This window comes from Pseudomonas sp. S3_A03 (assembly GCF_054668275.1).
The window spans coordinates 225,203-244,181 of sequence record NZ_CP162753.1 but is presented as its reverse complement, the minus strand read 5'-3'; the positions used below and the strand labels follow the sequence as shown (position 1 = coordinate 244,181).

The 18,979-nt window shown below is 52.3% G+C and carries 16 protein-coding genes and 1 pseudogene; 13 read left to right on the top strand and 4 right to left on the bottom strand.

Features of this window, described 5'->3' with window-relative positions:
* The first annotated feature begins 25 nt into the window (after window positions 1–25).
* The 3 genes from AB4O25_RS01165 (at window position 26) to AB4O25_RS01155 (ending at window position 3,077) form a co-directional block, all read left to right on the top strand.
* Entirely contained in the window at window positions 26–466 is a 441-nt protein-coding gene (locus AB4O25_RS01165; protein WP_003232737.1) for a Rid family hydrolase, read from the top strand.
* A 71-nt stretch (window positions 467–537) separates the two neighbouring features.
* Window positions 538–1,842, top strand: a complete 1,305-nt coding sequence (locus tag AB4O25_RS01160) for an NAD(P)/FAD-dependent oxidoreductase (protein ID WP_460150306.1) — start codon at window positions 538–540, stop codon at window positions 1,840–1,842.
* Window positions 1,843–2,078: 236 nt separating this feature from the next.
* Window positions 2,079–3,077: a LysR family transcriptional regulator gene (locus tag AB4O25_RS01155; protein ID WP_256095393.1), complete on the top strand. Its 999-nt coding sequence runs from the start codon at window positions 2,079–2,081 to the stop codon at window positions 3,075–3,077.
* Here the strand turns inward: AB4O25_RS01155 and AB4O25_RS01150 are convergent.
* Window positions 3,061–3,693: a TetR/AcrR family transcriptional regulator gene (locus AB4O25_RS01150; protein ID WP_065876912.1), complete on the bottom strand. Its 633-nt coding sequence runs from the start codon at window positions 3,691–3,693 to the stop codon at window positions 3,061–3,063. The two genes, AB4O25_RS01155 and AB4O25_RS01150, sit on opposite strands and share 17 nt — an antisense overlap.
* A 384-nt stretch (window positions 3,694–4,077) precedes the next feature.
* Here AB4O25_RS01150 and AB4O25_RS01145 point away from each other — a divergent pair, with 384 nt between their 5' ends.
* From AB4O25_RS01145 to AB4O25_RS01125, 5 genes are all read left to right on the top strand, one after another.
* The gene (locus tag AB4O25_RS01145) at window positions 4,078–5,598 is read left to right on the top strand and encodes an aldehyde dehydrogenase family protein (RefSeq protein WP_065876911.1); all 1,521 of its coding nucleotides are present in this window, start codon (window positions 4,078–4,080) and stop codon (window positions 5,596–5,598) included.
* 66 nt (window positions 5,599–5,664) lie between these two features.
* Entirely contained in the window at window positions 5,665–6,618 is a 954-nt protein-coding gene (locus tag AB4O25_RS01140) for a PDR/VanB family oxidoreductase (protein ID WP_015372132.1), read from the top strand.
* 260 nt (window positions 6,619–6,878) lie between these two features.
* Window positions 6,879–7,955: a catalase family peroxidase gene (locus AB4O25_RS01135; RefSeq protein WP_065876910.1), complete on the top strand. Its 1,077-nt coding sequence runs from the start codon at window positions 6,879–6,881 to the stop codon at window positions 7,953–7,955.
* Window positions 7,955–8,512 carry a cytochrome b gene (locus AB4O25_RS01130; RefSeq protein ID WP_056858398.1) on the top strand — a complete coding sequence of 186 codons (558 nt, stop codon included), beginning with the start codon at window positions 7,955–7,957 and terminating at the stop codon, window positions 8,510–8,512. The genes AB4O25_RS01135 and AB4O25_RS01130 overlap by 1 nt, the downstream gene beginning before the upstream one ends.
* A complete protein-coding gene (locus tag AB4O25_RS01125; RefSeq protein ID WP_065876909.1) occupies window positions 8,513–9,454 on the top strand; it encodes a LysR family transcriptional regulator in 942 nt (313 codons plus the stop codon).
* A 56-nt stretch (window positions 9,455–9,510) separates the two neighbouring features.
* Here the strand turns inward: AB4O25_RS01125 and AB4O25_RS01120 are convergent, their stop codons facing one another.
* Complete coding sequence (locus tag AB4O25_RS01120; protein WP_065876908.1) at window positions 9,511–10,038, bottom strand: flavin reductase; 528 nt, start codon at window positions 10,036–10,038, stop codon at window positions 9,511–9,513.
* A gap of 259 nt (window positions 10,039–10,297) precedes the next feature.
* Between AB4O25_RS01120 and AB4O25_RS01115 the strand changes: the two genes are divergently transcribed.
* The 5 genes and pseudogenes from AB4O25_RS01115 (at window position 10,298) to AB4O25_RS01095 (ending at window position 15,888) form a co-directional block, all read left to right on the top strand.
* A complete protein-coding gene (locus AB4O25_RS01115; RefSeq protein ID WP_056858396.1) occupies window positions 10,298–11,488 on the top strand; it encodes an acyl-CoA dehydrogenase family protein in 1,191 nt (396 codons plus the stop codon).
* Window positions 11,489–11,812: 324 nt separating this feature from the next.
* Window positions 11,813–13,438, top strand: a complete 1,626-nt coding sequence (locus AB4O25_RS01110; protein ID WP_056858395.1) for a methyl-accepting chemotaxis protein — start codon at window positions 11,813–11,815, stop codon at window positions 13,436–13,438.
* A 284-nt stretch (window positions 13,439–13,722) separates the two neighbouring features.
* Window positions 13,723–13,971: pseudogene (locus tag AB4O25_RS01105) on the top strand (hypothetical protein); the annotation flags it as partial.
* Window positions 13,972–14,044: 73 nt separating this feature from the next.
* Window positions 14,045–15,265 (top strand): multidrug effflux MFS transporter, encoded by a 1,221-nt coding sequence (locus tag AB4O25_RS01100; protein ID WP_460150303.1) that lies wholly within the window; start codon window positions 14,045–14,047, stop codon window positions 15,263–15,265.
* A 17-nt stretch (window positions 15,266–15,282) separates the two neighbouring features.
* The gene (locus AB4O25_RS01095) at window positions 15,283–15,888 is read left to right on the top strand and encodes a TetR/AcrR family transcriptional regulator (RefSeq protein WP_065876906.1); all 606 of its coding nucleotides are present in this window, start codon (window positions 15,283–15,285) and stop codon (window positions 15,886–15,888) included.
* Window positions 15,889–15,983: 95 nt separating this feature from the next.
* On the opposite strand, the gene AB4O25_RS01090 is transcribed toward AB4O25_RS01095, so the two are convergent.
* Together AB4O25_RS01090 and AB4O25_RS01085 are read right to left on the bottom strand one after the other, a co-directional pair.
* Window positions 15,984–16,940 (bottom strand): LysR family transcriptional regulator, encoded by a 957-nt coding sequence (locus tag AB4O25_RS01090; RefSeq protein WP_083221603.1) that lies wholly within the window; start codon window positions 16,938–16,940, stop codon window positions 15,984–15,986.
* A gap of 622 nt (window positions 16,941–17,562) precedes the next feature.
* Entirely contained in the window at window positions 17,563–18,966 is a 1,404-nt protein-coding gene (locus AB4O25_RS01085) for an APC family permease (protein WP_065876905.1), read from the bottom strand.
* Window positions 18,967–18,979: the final 13 nt, after the last annotated feature.

The following is an 18,979-nucleotide window of genomic DNA, read 5'->3' as shown; positions in this document are numbered from 1 at the left end:
TTTCATTGAATATCGGACACTCCACATGAAAGAAGTTATCGACGTTATTAAAGTTAAAACCGGATCCAAGTTTGAGGAACTGGGTAGCTATTCGCGCCTCATCGCCGTCGGCGATCTGATTTTCGTATCCAATACCGCCGGCCGCAATCCCGCCACAAAGGAAATGCCCGAAGACCCGGCTGAGCAGACCCTTCAAGTCTTGGCCAATATAGAACATGCCCTTTCGGCCGTTGACGCTTCGCTTGGCGATATCGTTGCCGCGCGCGTGTTCATACCGTTTGCGAAGGACATAGATATCGTAATGGCCACCTACGCAGAAAAAATGCGCGGTATTAATCCAACGCTGACGCTGACCAGCCCTCCTCTGGGATCTGAGATATACAAAGTTGAAATTGAAGTCACCGCCTATCGCGGGGTCTCAAAGGCCAATGTCAAAGAAATCACGATTACTCATAACAATACGTGACACTTAGCAGCCTCAGGGCGTAGCGATTCAGTGCACTTTCGATAACGTATACAGTATCAAGGACAAGAAACTTGGCCCTCTCTATCTCTCCCGTTCAGACTTCTGTCGTTCTTCCTGCCGCCACGACAGTGGTGGTGATCGGAGGGGGCATTATCGGACTCACTGCGGCATTGTCGCTGGCAGAACGTGGCATCCCCGTCGCAGTACTTGAAAAGGGCCGAATTGCTGGCGAACAATCTTCGCGAAATCTGGGGTGGATCAGGAAAATGGGGCGGGCCAAACTGGACCTCCCTCTTTCAATCGCCGCAGAAAAACTGTGGGGCACCATGGCACAACGGCTCAATGCCGATGTTGGCTACAGACAGACCGGTATTTTGTATACCGCCAGCTCAGCCGGGGAAATGGCTTCACATCAAGAATGGTTGAACTCAGTCGCTGATGTCTCGCTCGACTCACGCCTGGTCACGGCGAGAGAAATCGCTGATCTTTCTCCAGGGTGCACCGTCGATTGGGCAGGCGGAATTTATACAGCCTCTGATGGCCGAGCAGAACCTACTCTTGCCAGCAGTGCCATCGCACGGGCGGCTATCGCTAAAGGCGTTATCATCGTGGAGAACTGCGCGGTGCGAACGCTATCCATGTCGGCAGGCAGAGTAAGCGGTGTTGTAACCGAGCGGGGGGAAGTGCGTTGCGACAACGTAATCCTTTCCGGCGGCATGTGGTCGAGACGCTTCCTGGCTACCTGCGGTGTTCCCCTCTTGACGTTACCGGTAGTCGCCTCAGTCCTTCGAACGGCTCCTCTGACGATAGAGGGCATGACTGAAGTCGCAGTAGGCACTCCAGATATCTCTTTTCGCAAACACCAGGACGGCGGATACATCATCACGAACCGGGGAGCTTTCATGGTGCCGATCGTACCTGACAGCTTGCTGATCGGGCATCACTACTTTTCCACACTGCGTTCCCAATGGAAAAACATGAATCTTTCCCTGGGACGAGAGTTCATGACAGAACTGGCCCTGTCGCGACGCAGTTCTGACCAAGGTACGTCTGCTTTCGAGCAGAGACGGACAATAGACCCAAAGGTCAATCACGGACTGAATCGGGCTGCATTACGCAATCTCACTGAAGCTTGGCCCGCTTTTAAAAAAGCCACCATAGAGCTCGAATGGGCTGGCATGATCGATGTAACGCCGGACGGCCTCCCAGTGATATCCCCCGTGGATAAAATCCCGGGCTTGACGCTTGCTTCCGGATTCTCAGGGCATGGTTTTGGCACCTCTCCAGCAGCCGGACAACTGATCGCTGATCTCGTCACTGGCGACACACCCATAGTTAATCCCGCACCGTATCACCTCAAGCGCCAGCACAGCTGATCAAGCCAGGAAATCAGGGGTACCTCAGCAATCAAGAGCTCCATAGAACGTTAAACGTGCAACCTGGAACCGCAAATTTCGGCGCAGACAGAAACGCCCTCTTAGATCAAAAAGCTATAAAAATATTGTAGGTCACTGACCAAAAAAACTAGCCCGCAGTATTGCTTCCCGGCATTCGCTAGCATAGATTCGTCAGCATAATAAAAACTTGATGATGCGAACCGTGCGAGGCACCCATGATGAATTCCCAAACTGAGCTTCAAGATCAACGCTTCAAGTATCTGTATTTGAGCTCCAGACTGGGAACCATGCGCGCGGCGGCCGAAGAGCTGGAGCTCGCCGTCTCCTCCATCAGTCGCCAGATTGCGAAACTGGAGTCCGATCTAGGTATTCAGCTCATACAAGAAGGTACTCACAGGATCTGCCTGACCGCCGCTGGTCAGGCTGCAGTTGATTATTATGTTGAGCGTATGGGTCATCACAATCAACTTTTGAAAAAACTCGGCCAACTCAAAGAAGGATATTTAAATAGAACCAGCATTGCGGTGGGCGAAGGACTACTTAGTACTCAGGCCATAGGTGAGCTTTATCAATTTTTCAAAACTAACCGACAATCGCACACTGAGCTGTTGATTGCGCCCTCTCACGAAGTTGAGCGAATGGTCGCTGAAGACGAAGCAGACATAGGGTTGGTGTTTTCCCCTACAAAGACCACCAACATCAATAGGCTCCATTCTTTCGATCAACCCATGAGAGCTATTGTCCACCCCGACCATCCGCTGGCGGGCAGATCGATACTCAGTCTTCAAGACCTGGCTGACGAAGATATTGTTCTACCCCCGCCTGAGTACCGGATCAGAGGAATTATTGATCAGTTGCAAAGTGAAAGCAGCGCTCACTTCCAGCCTTACATTACTTCAAACTCACTGAAGATAATGTTGGACCTCACGCGCAATGGCATAGCCTCGACAATACTCAGTGACTTTCCCGTCATTGATGAGTTATGCAACGGCACATTAAAAGCTATTCCTATCGATTATCACGCATTGAATGTAACACAAGTACAAATTATTTCGCGCCAATCCAGGAAGCTGTCCCCTCTTTCGCGTGATTTGGTGCATTACTTGGCAATGGCGATAAACGCACAGATTCGGCGCATTCGTGACTGCACCAGCAGAAATCCCAATAAGATTTTCTTGGTTCGGAAAAATGCCATAGCTACGGCAGTTGACTAGCCTCTTTTTTCTGAGCGATATTTTCCATGATTCTCCATATGATGGATTTAGCGTCTTGAACTATTCGCTCATAATTCTGCGCATCCGGCCAATCCACCATGTAAAGCACCATAATGCCATCGATGTGTAACAGCACCTGGGTTGCGACCCGCTTGATGGTCTCACGCGATGAATCAGGGTAAACCCTGGTAAGGATTGTCGAAAATTTTCGCCTATTGACTCTGTACAGTTTACGCTGAAAAAGGCGCGCCTCTACATCCCGGAGTGCCATCCCCCAGAGCTCGACGAAGATGGCTGTAACATCCAGTCGCATGAGATCGCTAAACAAATAATCCAACACAGCACACATCTGTTGTTCGGGACTATTATAGGACTCCATCATGATGATTTTATAATTTTTCAGATAGTCATTTACGGTATACCTGACCATCTCCAAAAATAGTTGATCTTTGGTCGGAAAAAAATATTGAAGATGACTCAGCGACATATCGACTTTTTTAGCCACGCTTCTCATACTGAATCCAGCATTTCCCGAGTCGAGAAATACCATCCTTGCCTCGACCAAAATAGCAGTACGTTTCTCTTCAGTCTTTTGATTGTTTTTAGCAACCCTCATTGAGAATTTCCTTTTCACCTAAAAAATTGCAGAAATTATACAACACTCTTAATTCTCCTTAAAGACCATACTTGCTTGTCTTCCATACAGGCCAGATATACCTGTCCGGTCAGATGCACTACTGTTTTACCCGATATCGTCATCGTCTCAGCTTAGTGCAGTCGTGGTCCACGACCTAGGGCACGATCAGCAAAAACCAATCCGCCCTACACGCAAGTGAGACATTGGACGCACCACCTGGATGATTCGCCTTTGTTGCAGCAAGGGCAACAATAGGTACCTCTGCTGTCATTGTCCAACTCGTGACGGTGCGGGATATTAATTTCCTTTATATTCCGCTAGTACGATAGCGGCCCCTGAAACAATAACAATGGGCATTCGATCATGACATTGGCAAATAACTACGAACACCTCACCGCTGGGGCTAAATCCAGGATCGGCAAACGTACCCAAATCTTCATTAATGGTGAGTTCAGGGACCCGCATTCAGAAAAATACTTTTCTATCGCCGATCCTAGTAACGGTCTTGAATTAGGTCAAATCGCACAGGCAGACCAATTTGACGTCGACTTGGCAGTGGCCGCTGCACGCAAGGCATTTGAAGACAGCGCCTGGTCCAGAATGAGACCCTATCAACGTGAAGCTTTGATGCTGCGGCTCGCTGATTTGATTGCGGAAAATGCTCAGGAGCTTTCTGAACTCGAGACGCTCAGCAGTGGCCGCCTTATTCGAAACACTCGCGCATTCGATGCGGACCTGTCGGTTTATACGCTGCGTTATATGGCCGGGTGGTCCACCAAAATATCTGGAAAAACCCTGGATCTGTCCGTTCCTTACCTGCCGGATCAAAAATTCTTTGGTTTCACAAAACGATCGCCACTGGGTGTCGTCGCAGCAATTACCCCGTGGAACGTTCCGCTTTGCCAAGCGGTCTGGAAATTGGCACCTGTTCTTGCAACGGGGTGCACTGTTGTTCTCAAGCCCGCTGAGCAAACCCCGTTCACTACTTTGCGCCTGGCGGAGCTGTGTAATGAAGCTGGCATTCCACCTGGAGTTGTCAATGTCATTACCGGCCTAGGTCATGAAGTAGGTGCGGCGCTTGTTGAGCACCCTGGCGTGGACAAGATAAGTTTTACAGGCTCGACTGAGACAGGGAAACGAATCGCCGCAATAGCAGCGCCCCTGATGAAAAAATACACGCTTGAACTCGGCGGTAAGTCACCGGTCGTCATCGCCGAAGATGCCGATCTGAACATCGCTATTCCCGGCGCTGCCTGGGCTATTTTCGGCAATCATGGTCAAAACTGCTGCGCAGGTTCTCGGCTGTACGTCCACGAACGCCACTACGCCGAAGTCACTGCGGGAGTCGCTGAAATCGCACGGACCATCAAAATTGGCCCGGGTCTGGATTTAAGTTCGCAGATGGGTCCACTCGTTCATCACGCCCACCGCGACAAGGTGATGAGCATGATCCACCAGGGCCTTGAGTCCGGTGCAGAATTACTGTGTGGGGGCGAAACGATCAACAGCCCTGGCGCTTATATTCAGCCTACCATTTTGACCGACCTTACAAACAACAGCATCACATCCCAAAAGGAGATTTTTGGGCCGGTGCTAACAGCCTTTTCCTTCAAGGACGACCGTGAGGTTATCCAGCGCGCCAATGCGACCTCATTTGGTTTGGGGGCCAGTATCTGGACCAAAAACGTTGATCGGATCACGAGCTTCTTCGGCGGCGTGAAGGCAGGCACTATCTGGATCAATAACCACAATGTGCTGGATCTCAGTCTCCCCTTCGGCGGCATGAAGGATTCAGGCGCAGGTCATGAATTGGGTGAAGAAGGCTTACTCGCCCACACGTCACTCAAGGCCGGTGTTATGCGTGTTTTTGATCAGGCTGAATGAAGATTGGCGAGCTTTTTTAAACCATCAATATGAATTGTCTTCCCGCGTACGTACAGGTATTACCCGATGAATGAACTCCTAAACGTAGTCGTGCTTAAACGAGTGCTGCAAGGTGATGATGTGGTCGTCATCGAGCTGGCGCGGGCAGACCGCGGCAATTTACCGACCTTTGAGGCCGGTGCCCATATTGATGTGCACCTACCCTCAAATGTGATCCGCCAATATTCGTTGTGCGGCGATCCCGCTGACGCAGGCATTTATCGGCTTGGGGTATTGAGAGATCCTCAATCCAGGGGTGGGTCCATTGCAGTCCATCAGGAATTACTTGAAGGCGTAAAGGTAAACATAAGCCTGCCTCGTAACCATTTCCCGCTGGACTTGAATGCCGAACGTTCAATCCTGCTCGGAGGGGGTATTGGCATCACACCGATGCTGGCCATGGCCTATGCGCTTGAAGCCAGGGGCAAGGCGTTTGAAATGCATTATTGCGCACGCTCACGTAGCCGAAGTGCGTTTCTTGAAGAGTTGGAGCTCTCCGGATTTTCCCAAGCTGTCCAGCTGCACTTCGACGATGAACCTGAAAGCCAACTGGACCTCAAACGCGTATTAGGAGGCAGCCAGGACACGGCTCACATCTATACATGTGGACCGGGAGGTTTTATGAAGTGGGTTATCAATAATGCTCTCGAACTCGGCTACCCTGATGCACACATTCACCGCGAATACTTTCAGGCCGACATTGATACCAATGGGTCTGGTTTTGAGGTTGTGGCGGCGCGCAGCGGTAAAACCGTCAATGTCATGACCGGGCAGACCATTTATCAAGCACTGGCTGAAGTAGGTATTGATATCGAAATATCCTGCGAGCAGGGTGTTTGTGGCACATGCCTCTGTGATGTTTTAGAGGGTGAACCAGACCATCGCGATGTGTATCTCACTGCTGATGAAAAAGCGGCGAACGATACGATATTGGTATGCTGTTCACGATCAAAATCTCCACGATTGGTGCTGGACATATAACGTCAAAAGCGGTGCATCGCCGGCGTCATTTGCCTTGGCCGTCCTCAGCAATGTAATGACACACAGGCTATGGCGCAGGGATTGTCATGCGTTGCCGCTCAAGCAAACCCATTGAGCCCACCGGGATTTTTTCTTGCCGTATCGGCGGTTCAAATCCCCCTGTCTTACACATGACTACTGCTTTGCGCCGGTTAGTGTTGGCGCTAGCCATTCGGCAGTTTCAATCCAGCGCTGCCTGACAACGTGCAGCTGAGAATTTTATGCTTAAGAATAACCTTCAGGGTTTATGGAAATATCGAGTGCCGTTGTTGGGCATATTCAGTATCGCGACTGCTCTTGTGCTGGCTTTTGCCTGGGCAGGAGGATTCTTAGGCACCGGCGTTACCACAAAAGAGTTTCTGGGTGACTCCCTAGATAATTTTCCACCAGGCTATCGACGGGCCCACGGTAAGGGTATGTGTTTCAGTGGGACTTTTCATGCGAGCGGCGAGGCCGTCCCTCTGTCGACCTCACGTATTTTTCTACCGGCCAACATCCCCGCCGTCGGGCGTTTTTCAATCGGCACCGTGGACCCGCATGCGGCGGACAATTCGACGGCGACCGTCAGCATGGCACTCATGCTGGTAGGCGACGACAAGTCACAGTGGCGAATGAAGCTCAACAACGAACCCTACTTCGCGACTCGGGATGCCGAGGGTTTCCTGGCGCAGGTCGAGGCCTTTGAACCGGTGGCTGCCACTGGACAACCAGCCCCGGACAAGGTGGCCGCGTTTTTTCAAAAATATCCAGAGGCTCGCAAGTCTGTAGAGCGAGAGGCGAACGCGACTTGGCCGGCCAGTTTTGCAGGAACCGAATATAATTCCATCAACGCCTTCGTACTCATTGCAGCGGATGGAAAACGTCAACCTGTGCGCTGGTCCATGCGCCCTCATGCGGCGGTAGAGATGTTGAGCATAGAGGCTCATGCGCAAGCCAGTCATGACTTCCTGTTTAATGAAATAACTCAGCGTGTGGGTGTAGCACCCTTGTACTGGGATCTGGTATTCCAACTGGCCGAGGCGGGAGATCCGGTGAACGACCCTTCTCAACCATGGCCGAGCAACCGCAAGGAGGTAATCGCTGGGACGTTAGAGGTCAACCAGGTGGTAGAGCAAACTCATGGGGCATGTCGTGACATTAACTTTGACCCGACGCTTGTACCTTCAGGAATAGCGCTTTCAGACGATCCGGTGCTTGCAGCCCGTGCGGGTATTTACTCCCAGTCCTATAACGCCCGATTACGAGAAGTCGGTTTTGGTAAAGCCACTGACGCGGTTGGCAAAAAGGAAATCAAATAATGCATACCCAGCAGAAGCACACCGGTGTGCAAAGTTTCAACTTCGCGGCACGGCTTCTCCATTGGCTCATGGCTGTCCTTATCCTGGCTATGCTATTTATAGGTGTAGGCATGATGGCTTCTCTGAGCCTGCGTCCCTGGCTCATTGATCTTCATAGGCCTCTGGGAATCGCCATTCTTCTTTTGGCTATCCTGCGTCTAGGCAATCGGCTTTTAAGCACCACGCCGCCATTGCCTGCCAGCGTACCGTACTGGCAGGCAATGGCGGCGCATGTTTCGCATCTATTGCTCTACTTGCTGATGCTCTGCCTGCCACTGCTCGGTTGGGCGACGCTCTCTGCCGGAAATTGGCCTGTCACCATGTTCGCGGGCTGGAACCTTCCACCTATTGCTCCTGTCAGCTCCGCGCTTTACGCTTGGTTTCGGGCCGCACATGGGTTATTCGCCTGGGCTCTGTTTCTGCTTGTGTTAGGACATCTTTGCGCAGCGCTGATACATGCTTGGATATACCGCGACGGCGTCTTTTCCAGCATCACGCGTAAGGCTCGTGGTAAATAAATGACGCACATCAACATGGCCACGATCGATCTGAATCTTCTCAGGACTTTTGTGGCTATTTGGGAACACCGCAGCCTGACAATCGCGGCCGAACGCCTACACCTCAGCCAGCCCGCCGTCAGTCACGCACTGCGTCGACTACGCGATGTGTTTGACGATCCGCTGTTCGTACGAACAGCAACGTCGATGGAGCCGACTGACGCAGCTATTCGCCTGCACGGACCCATTGAACATGCGCTGATTATTATTCAAAGCGCATTAATGATGTTTTCGAACTTTGAACCGAAAACAGCGGATCGTACTTTTCGCATCTCCATGTCGGATATGTCGCAACTTTATGTGCTACCGACGGTGATGGAAGTGCTAGCGCGCGAGGCGCCGAAAGTACGCCTGGATGTGCGTCAAATGCCTATAGAGCAACTGGCTATGGCATTGCGCAAAGGTGATGTAGATATCGCGATAGGCTATCTGGTAGAACTTGGTGAAGAGTGCATCCACGAAAACTTGCTAGACGACGAATTCATTTGTCTGTTGCGCGACGGCCATCCTTTTCAGGAAGATGAATTGAGCGTTCTGGACATACTCGCCCTGCGCTATGTTGACGTTTCGAGCAATATTACCGGCCATGGCGTAACCGCCGATGCAGCATTCGGAAAGGCCGGCATTGCGCGCGAAATCGCTCTGAAAGTGCCTAACTTCACGATTGCCCCGAAAATCGTTGCCAACACTGATCTGGCATTGATTCTGCCGCGTGCCATTGCCATGCAGCTAAACCACGACCAGCGCTATCGGCTGCTGAGTCTGCCCATCGAATTGCCAGCCATCTCGGTGGGACTTTATTGCCATAGCCGTTTCCTATCGGATGCCGGGATAACCTGGCTGCGCGGGTTAATCATTAGTCTGTTTGCCTCCGGCAGCCATACTGGAGTTCATATCAAATGAGGCGTGCGAGCATTCTTTATAAACCCTGTAACCCACGAATGGGGAACTGCAATTATTCAGGATCCCGACGTCTGTACGTTGACGGCTGCAGCCCGCCCCAGACGGTGGAAGTTTCTCCCAAAGTAAATCAGACTCTCCCCCTCTTCACGGACCTGAATTTGGTTAATTTCGACAAATAATACCGAATGCGATCCGACTTCCTTGATATCTACTATGTTTCCTTCGAGGCTTGCTAGGGCGTCGTTCAACACCGGTAAGCCCGAGGAGCCTGTCCGCCAATCCTGGCCGGCAAAACGTTCAGCAGGCGGCAGGTCGGTCATGCCAGCAAACTTTCGCGCAACACCCTCCAGATCACCGGTCAGTATATTTACGCACAACGCCCTGTTGCCCAGCAACGCTTCATGAATTGAACTGTTACGGTTGATGCAAACCAATAATGTTGGGGGCGTATCAGTGACCGAACAGACCGCACTCGCAGTTAATCCGAAGCGACCATGGGGGCCATCGGTAGTAATGATATTCACCGCCGCAGACAACAATGACAGCGCTTGCCGAAAATGTTGTTTTGATTGATCGCTAACCATAACCTTCACCTTTTAATTATTGACTTGGTGAATCCATGTTGAGAGGGATTGTTCATTCGGTCAAATTCGCTTTACTCATACGCACTATTGACAGCAGGAATAGCCATCGCCCTTAAACGCCCTCCCCTTTAGAGGCGCATGGCACGACAGTTAATTCCCACGGATTATTTAGCTTATTCATATTCCGAATTTGATTTTTTCTTATCATCCCACGCATTCTGAACGTGTATGCAATCACCCTAGCCAGAGAACAATAAACATGAACAGCAAAAACAATTTCGATGATCGTGACACACGTGAAGGCGCTCCAATCAGCATCAAGGCGATTTCCCTGGATGATGTGATTGCGGAGATTGCCGAGCGTCGCAGCGAGTTTAACCAGCGCTCCCATGTCCCTTTAGACATGATTGAAAAAATGAAAGCAGTGGGTATCTTCCGCGCCAGTACTCCCAAATGTTTCGGTGGCGATGCGCTGCCTCCAGCCGAGTTCCTGCGCATCGTAGAGCGGGTTTCCGAAGCCGACGGTTCGGTCGGTTGGGTGACCGCGTTCGGCTCAGCCAACATCTACCTGGCGGCACTCCCCCCGGCAACCCAAGCATTGATTTATGCCAACGGGCCAGACCAGGTCTATGCTGGCGGCCTTTACCCTCTACAACCTGCCAAAGAGACTGAAAATGGCTGGGAAGTCAGCGGGCACTGGCGGTTTGCTAGTGGGTGCAAAGGTGCCAACTGGATTGGTGTCGGCATCGGTGGCACATCGGCCAACGGTGGAGGACCGACGGCAGGCAAACCGCTGACCGCTGTGTTCCCGGCAAGCGAAGTGCAGATCGTCGACAACTGGAATGTTGTCGGGATGCAAGGCACGGGGAGCCATGACCTCAAATTGCACCAAAAGAACGTCCAACGCGAGTGGACTTTCGTGCGGGGCAGTGCCTCCACAATTGACGAGCCCCTCTATCATTACCCGTCTGTTTCCTACCAGGCGCAAGTTCACGCCGCCGTTAACCTTGGGCTGGCACGCGCAGCACTGGACTTGGTGATCGCAATGTCGGGCAGCACCAAGACTGTCACCGGTGCCCCGCGTTTGGGTGATCGCGCTTATTACCGCAGCGAACTGGGTAAGGCAGAGGCGATGCTGCGAAGCGCCCAGGCGTTTTTCTACGAATCCGCCGAAGCTGTATGGGCCTCGCTCATCGCCGGTAATCCGGTGACCCTGCAGCAGACTAACTTATTACGCCTCAGCGCCACCCATGCCGCTCATACCGGAGCGGACGTAGTCATGAAGGCTTATCGACTGGCGGGGACTGCAGCCATCTTCAATGACAATCGTCTGCAATGGATCGTACGCGACTCCATGGTAGTGACACAGCATGCTTTCCTCGGCGAAGCGACTTACGACGGCGCTGGCGCGGTGTTCGCGGGCATCGAACCGACCATCCCCTATCCTTGAGCACCACTATGCACAGCAGCTTCTGTCACGCTGCTGCAGCCTCTAGAGCTGATTCTGTAAGAGAAATATGCAACCTTGTTAGCGAGTCTCTACCAACTGAACGAAAATCGCGTCCAGGTCGTCTGGGTTGAAGATTGTCGCAATCGGGCTGCATCGGGCCGACATCAGTCGATGTATGTAAGTTGGTGAGTGGGCAATATCAGTTTTAATATGCGGCACACAGCTGTTTTCGCTCAAGTGTGTCATCAAGCGACCGATAAAAACTTATGCGCTGGGCCATCCGCCGCTGCTTGCGGGGAGCACATTCCACGCTCTGGGAAAACCATGACAATAAGAACAATGAACATTGCTCCGCGCGCATTTCTGGGGTTCTCCCTCATAGGCGCGCTCATGCTGATTCTCGGCCTCTTCGCCCTGTCTCAGATGAGCAAGATCCGAGCAGCTGGCGACGACATCGCGATAAATGGCGTCCCTAGCTTTCAGACCCTGAATGCTCTAACGGTGACGGGCGTCCGCATGCGGGTTTTATCGCATCGGCTGTTAACTGATCGCGAACCAAATATTCAGAACAGGACCATCGAATTACTTGCGGAACAAAACCAACAACTTAACCAGTCGCAGGCAGCATACGCCAAACTGATTTCATCCCCTGTAGAGCAATCCGACTACAACGACTATATGCGGCTGATGGGTGAATATCGCAAGATTGAAACGCGCCTTGTTACCCTCAGTCGGGCTGGCGATCTGCAGGAGCTAACGCGCGTGCTGAACGCCGAGTCTGCGGCTAACGCTGAGCAGATAAACGTGGCGTTGGGTAAGCTTACTGACTTCAATAACGCCCAGCTGGCTATCATCAATCAATCCGCTGCTGACCAGTACAGCTCTGCGTTCAACTGGGTTGTCGGCCTCCTCATTATTGCCTCGCTGCTGACCATGCTGTTTGCCTGGCTGCTGACCAAGAGCATCACCCAACCTATAGCGTTGGCACTTGAAGCGGCTGAAACCATAGCCGAAGGTAATCTGACCCGACCGATAAAGGTTGATGGCACTGACGAAGCGGGCAGGTTGCTGCTCGCCATGCAAAAAATGCAGGAGAAACTGCGCGATACCTTGATGCGTATTTCCGGATCCGCAACACAACTGGCTTCCGCTGCCGAGGAGCTGAACGTAGTTACCGATGAAAGCGCCCGCGGCCTTGCGCAGCAGGACAACGAAATAGAACAAGCCGCGACTGCAGTCAACGAAATGACCAGCGCCGTCGAAGAAGTGGCGCGTAACGCAGTGAGCACTTCAGAGGCGTCAAAAAACGCGACGGCGTCAGCAGGCGATGGCCGGGATCTAGTTCACGAAACCGTCAACGCTATCGAACGCATGAGCGGGGATGTGCAAAGCACCGCCGATCTGATTGGTAATCTTGCGGAGGAGTCCCGCGACATCGGCAAGGTTCTGGACGTGATTCGTGGCTTGGCGGATCAGACCAACCTGCTGGCGCTGAACGCAGCTATCGAAGCGGCCCGGGCCGGTGAAGCCGGTCGCGGTTTTGCGGTTGTCGCCGATGAAGTACGCGCTTTGGCCCATCGCACCCAACAGTCCACAAGCGAAATTGAACGTATGGTTGGCAGCATTCAAGGCGGCACCCAAAAAGCGGTCAGTTCAATGCGTAACAGCACTGACCGTGCTGAATCTACCCTGAGCATCGCGAAAGGCGCAGGCTTGGCGCTGGAAACCATCAACACCGCAGTGATCGAGATCAACGAGCGTAACCTGGTCATCGCCGCCGCTGCGGAAGAACAGGCTGCAGTCGCCCGTGAAGTGGACCGCAACTTGGTCAACATCCGGGACCTGTCGACGCAATCTTCCAACGGCGCCGCCCAGACCAGCGCCGCCAGCGGCGAGTTGACCCGCCTGGCGGTTGACCTGAACAGCATGGTGTCGAGGTTTCGCTTGTAAGAGGTATCGGAGGCCATCTGTTGGATCGAGGCTTGCACGCGCGTACGATGAAGAGGTCTGCCTGATACACCAAGGCGCCTAGTTCGCAGGCAAGTCTGGCTCTCATAGAGTTCAATTTGAACCCTGATCCCGCCCACAAAATTACGGCCATTGGCGCTAAGTGTCCCGTTGGCGTGTGGGCCACCCGTGGCGCTGGATAACGGCGCCAGGTGGTCCTCTGTGTTGCCTCCAAATTGCCCCGACTACAACGAGATGGCCACCCTCTCCGCCCCATAGCTGGTGCGGAAGGTGACGGCGTCTGTCGATACATCCAGCGCGCTAGGCTCGAACGCAGCGTGATCGATTTGGCCAACCCGTTGCTGCGCACTGAGTCGCTTACCTCGATCGCTTAAAAATGATGTTTCACAGATTCCGCTCATTTCAGCCGCTTCTTGAAAAAACACTTTGAACTGAAGCCTAAAACACTTTCGTGCGCATGCATTGCGCGGAGCGCTGGCAGGTGCTGCCTGGCCACTAAGAAAATAACCGCTTGACCTTGCCTCTCGGTTCTCGTTAACTTCACGCCACTTTCCTACCTTCCGGTAGGAAGTCAATCATGAGTTTGTTATGGAAAAGAGTCATTTCGGCAATCCTTCACTGAAGTTTGCCATTGCCTTGGGGGCCATCGCCGCACTGGGGCCCTCAGCCGTCGATATGTATTTGCCTAGCCTGCCCGAAATGGCGGTTGATTATTCGACCAGTGTTGCCAGCATTCAGCTGACGCTCACGGTCTTTTTATTGGCAATGGGGCTTGGACAATTGCTGTTCGGGCCGGTAGTCGACGCCTTGGGCCGTCGACGTCCACTGATAGCAGGCTTGTTGCTGTTCAGTTTGAGTGCGCTGGCTGCAGGAGCGGCACCAACCCTTGAGTGGCTACTCGTGGCACGATTTGCCCAAGGGATAGGCAGTGCTTTGACGTTGGTGGTCATCATGAGCATGGTGCGTGACGTCACTCAGGGCGTTCAGGCAGCAAAACTTTTTGGCCTGCTGCTGACCATTCAAGGTGTTGCTCCCATCATCGCCCCGGGGTTGGGTGGTTACATTGAGGCGCATTTCGGATGGCGGGCCGTCATGCTGGTACTGGCTGTTCTCGGTGCGCTGGTGGCGGTGAATTCGATGGCTTTTTTGCCTGAAACACTACCAATGCAAAAGCGCGAGCCATTGAATATGAGCCTTGCGATACGCACGTATGCGCGCCTCGCAAAAGACGGTCGTTTTCTAAGGCCAGCTTTAGCGCTGTCAGCCGTGTTCTTCTTTCTCTTTGCCTATGTGGGCGGCGCTACATTTGTTTATCAGAAGGAATACGGACTGCCTGCTGCCCAGTTCGGTACGCTGTTTGGCGCAACCGGCATCGCGATTCTCATAGGGGCCGTCGTGGCTACCAGACTGGTGGGCAAGTACGGTTTGGCCCGCATGGCAACGGCTGGAGCTTTTTGCATCTTTGCAGGTTCTGTCATGGCCTACGGCGCAGCAGTATCTGGTTCTAGTTTGTACTGGCTGGCTGCCGGTGTCGCGGTAGCACTGCTTGGATTGGGGATTGCAGAAACCTCACTGATGACGCTGGTGATGTCTTCGCAAACCACTGCCCTGGGTTCAACGGCTGCATTGCTCGGCGCGTTTCAGCTTGGCATCTCGGCCTTCGCCACACCGTTGACCGGTTGGGCGAGCAGCTATGGCGCCATTGCCTGGTGCGCATTCCTGTTAGTCTGCGCCGTTATGGTGGGTGCGCTGACCTGGGTCAGTGTGCGCGAAGGCAGGGCCGAGCACATCACCGCGTTAAATCACTGAATTAAAAGGTCATCCCGATGAAAGTGCTGAGTCCTTCCGCAAGCAGAATCTGTGATATCGCTCTGGTGCATTTCGCTGAGCGGGGATACGACGCCTCGTCGCTCAATGAAATCGCGGTCGTGGCAGGTATGCGCAAGCCCTCGTTATACGCGCACTTCAAGAGCAAGGATGATCTGTTCAACGCCGTGCTGAATCTGGCGCTGGCGACGGAGAGGCACTATATCGAAGAGATGTTTGCAAGCGTCCCGGCGAATGATGACGAGCCCGGCAAGCTGTACACGGACAATCTTTCAAACCGCTACGAGTCTTCCGCTGCCCTGCGTTTCCTGCTGCGAACGGCATTCTTTCCGCCTTCGGAGTTAAAGGCATCGGTGACAAGTGGCTTTGAAGCCTATCTGGACCGTCTTCGTGAACGCTTTGGCGCAAGCCTTGAGAACAGGTATCCAGCCCTGTCGGCGAACGAGATTTCAATGTTTCAGGATGCTTATATAGCGGTTGTCGACAGCCTTCATGTCGAGTTGATTTACTGTAGTGAAGGCACCTACTGTCGGCGTCTTACCGCTTTGTGGCGCATTCTTGGTGATTCGCTGTCTCTGGCTGTGGGGAAGGTGGCGCATGGATAAATCAACCATTCAAATTTTGCAAAAACATCTAAACGCTATCATCCGCCTTGCTCCCTTGCCCGCCTCCCGTGCTGCCTTTTTAATGAGAAACACACTCAGACAAGCACACTCTTTGCAGTACGGCCATCGCCTCTACGCATCAATGAAATAGCTCTGGCAAGATGGCGTATCAACGCGTGGCTCACTGGGGAAAGCTTGCGGGATGGGCGAACGATGATTCGCATTTCGGTACTGCTCATTGCCTCACATGCTAACGGGATCGCCTTGAACAACCCTGATGTCAGCTCGGAAACCAAGGGCAGTTCTGGCAGCACGGTACTGGCTATCCCTGCGCGGACCAGGTCCAGGATGACCTGTAGTGAGTTGGCGGTAACCACCGGCTCAATCGTAAACGGCTCATCCTTGCAAGCTTGAGTAACCAGCTCCCTAACGCGGTATTTGGGGCCAGGCAAAACCAACGGTGTATTGGCAAGATCTGTTAACGTCAGCACATGCTTTTTTGCCAACGGACTTTCCCTGGACACAATCGCACGGAGCGGCTGCTCGAACGCATACAAACTGCGGAGGGTGGCTGTGCTTGCTGGCGCAAAAGCAAGGCCAATGTGCGCTTCGTCATCTTGGATCATCCGCTGTACCTCAAAAGACGGCGCGATGATGATTTCGATATGAGCATCGGGGTATTGCTTGAAAAAGTTTTGCAGTTCCACGATTGCCTGGGAGCCCAGCAATCCTTCTCCGATGGCAATGATAGTCGTACCTAGAAAACGCCCTCGCAACTCGCTGAGCTGATCCAGCAACGCTTCATGCTGGCTAGCCCTGGCACGGTAATAATCAATCGCAACCTGCCCAGCCTCAGTCAGGCGAATCCGATGAGTGCCCTGCTCTACCAGATCAATGTCTAGTTCCGCCTCTAACTTGGCAATCTGTCGACTGATCGACGAGGGGGCAATGCCTAGCTCGTCAGCCGCTGCACGCATCGATCCGAGTTGATGGCTGAAGAAGAGATATTTGAGTTGTTGGTCCTGGAAGTCCAGTAGGACATTGGATCTCATTACTGTCACCGCTCATCAGGCTACTTTCTGTCCGACTAAGACGCATTTTGAATCCCGGACACGTCTCATCGCTTAGGTGGTTCACGTTTCTCTGCGCCAACCCTCCTGACCATCGAGACGCAGCACGGCCTTTTTGTCGAAGTTCTTGCATGCTCCCAACCAAGTAGGTACTGCCACCCCGTTTATACTCGCTGTCGGCCAAACCGTTATCGAAGTTCGTGCCGTCGCCGCAAATTAGAAAACCATCGCCGACCGTAACCCTCTGGCGGCCGAAGGACACGTCTGGGCCGTCTTTACGCAGTGCCTCGAACCGTTCGCCAGAGCGCAAGCCAGGCACTGATCACCACTGATTCCGTACTTGATATAACCTTCGCGCCTGGTAGACGAACCCTTAGACTTACTGCCGGAGTTCGAGTAGTTCTGCTGGCTGTTAAAGACACCGCACGTGGCTTCGAGGTTAGCGCTGAGGTGAGTATCTTCATCTGAGTAAAGTTCGTAGGCGCTGGTTTGTATGCTGCCAGCGATCAACGCTGCAAGAGTGGAAATACCGATGGCCAAGTTAATCGATTGAGCGTAGCGGGTAGGCGCTTACCAATGAACGCCTACCTTGCGCCCAGTTTTATTAGTCCATATCAGGCTCAAAAATACCCCGTTTCATATAAAATTTAACCCAGATAACGCTACAGATGGTGATGAACGAAAGCATGCCGCCAGTAATGGCATAAACAGAACTCGTCAACGCCGGCGAGGGGGAATTATTGATGGCCACATACAGTATGGCAACAATTGCAAAGATTTGCGGTAAAGGGAAGAACGGAGAGCGGTATGGACGTGGGTGATCCGGCATCCGCTTACGCAAGACAATCACATTCAGATGCGCAATCAAGTAGGCGATAAGGTAACTGGTGCTGGCCGCGATAACAAATAGGATGATCGAGTCAATATCAAGCGATAAGTAAGGAATAACTATCGAAATGCTCAGCACTACGGTGGCTACCCAAGGCACATTATAACGATTAACTTTTTTGAAAATGGGTAGCAACTGATTTTGTTCAGCCATCCCATGCATCATTCTTGGAACGGCTGCCAGTACAGTATTAACAGAACTGGAAGTCGCAGTAAGTGCAACAACGGCTGTAATCACCAAGCCGGTAGAGCTACCAAATACAGCCATGATAAAGTCAACATATGGCATTTTAGCACTAACCAAGGTTTCCGAGTCCATATAAAAGGTTATACCATAGCCAAACCCGACGAATAAGAAAAATATTACGAACAAGGAAAGATGCATGGAGCGAGGAACATTTTTATGTGGATCTTTTACCTCGCCTATCAGCGAGCAAATGTACTCTATGCCGACAAAACACCACATCGAGAGTGCAATGAATCCGATAAAACCGAAGTTAGTCACGCTAGCAAAACTCCAGTCAACCGGAGTACCCGCCAACTCTGGGTGTGGTTGTGCTGTTCCCGTGATAGCAACACATGACACCAGTGCAATTGCGCTCACCATGACTACAACAAGCAGGTTTTGTACTCGTGCAAATACGTCTGTCCCCATTAAATTAGTAATGGTAAGGCCGACCAGAATAAGTAGAGATATTGACTTAGTTGGCACGAAGCCAGGCAGCAATTTGGACACAATAATATCAATCATAAACATCTCAACCGGCACCGCCAGCACGGATACAACAATGTAACCGGCAAAAACGGCAACAATAGCTGGGACATGACCTAGTGCTTTTTGGGTATAGGTAGCCAGTGTTCCTTTTTGAGGAAACATCAGAGAAAGCTCGGCAAAACTCATCGCATTACATTGTGAAATTGCCAACGCTGCCACCATGGCAGCCAGAAATGTCATGGCACCAAAACCAACGCCCTGTGCCGTCGATATCATTGCGCCTTGAGCAACAACCAAGCCGATACAAATTGACATCATCGTGAGTAATCCGAACTTTTTGGATAGTTGCGGATTCGCACCAGCAGCCGTGAGATTGGAACTGGATATCTTCGTAGATTCGCTCATGTTTAGTGTCCAT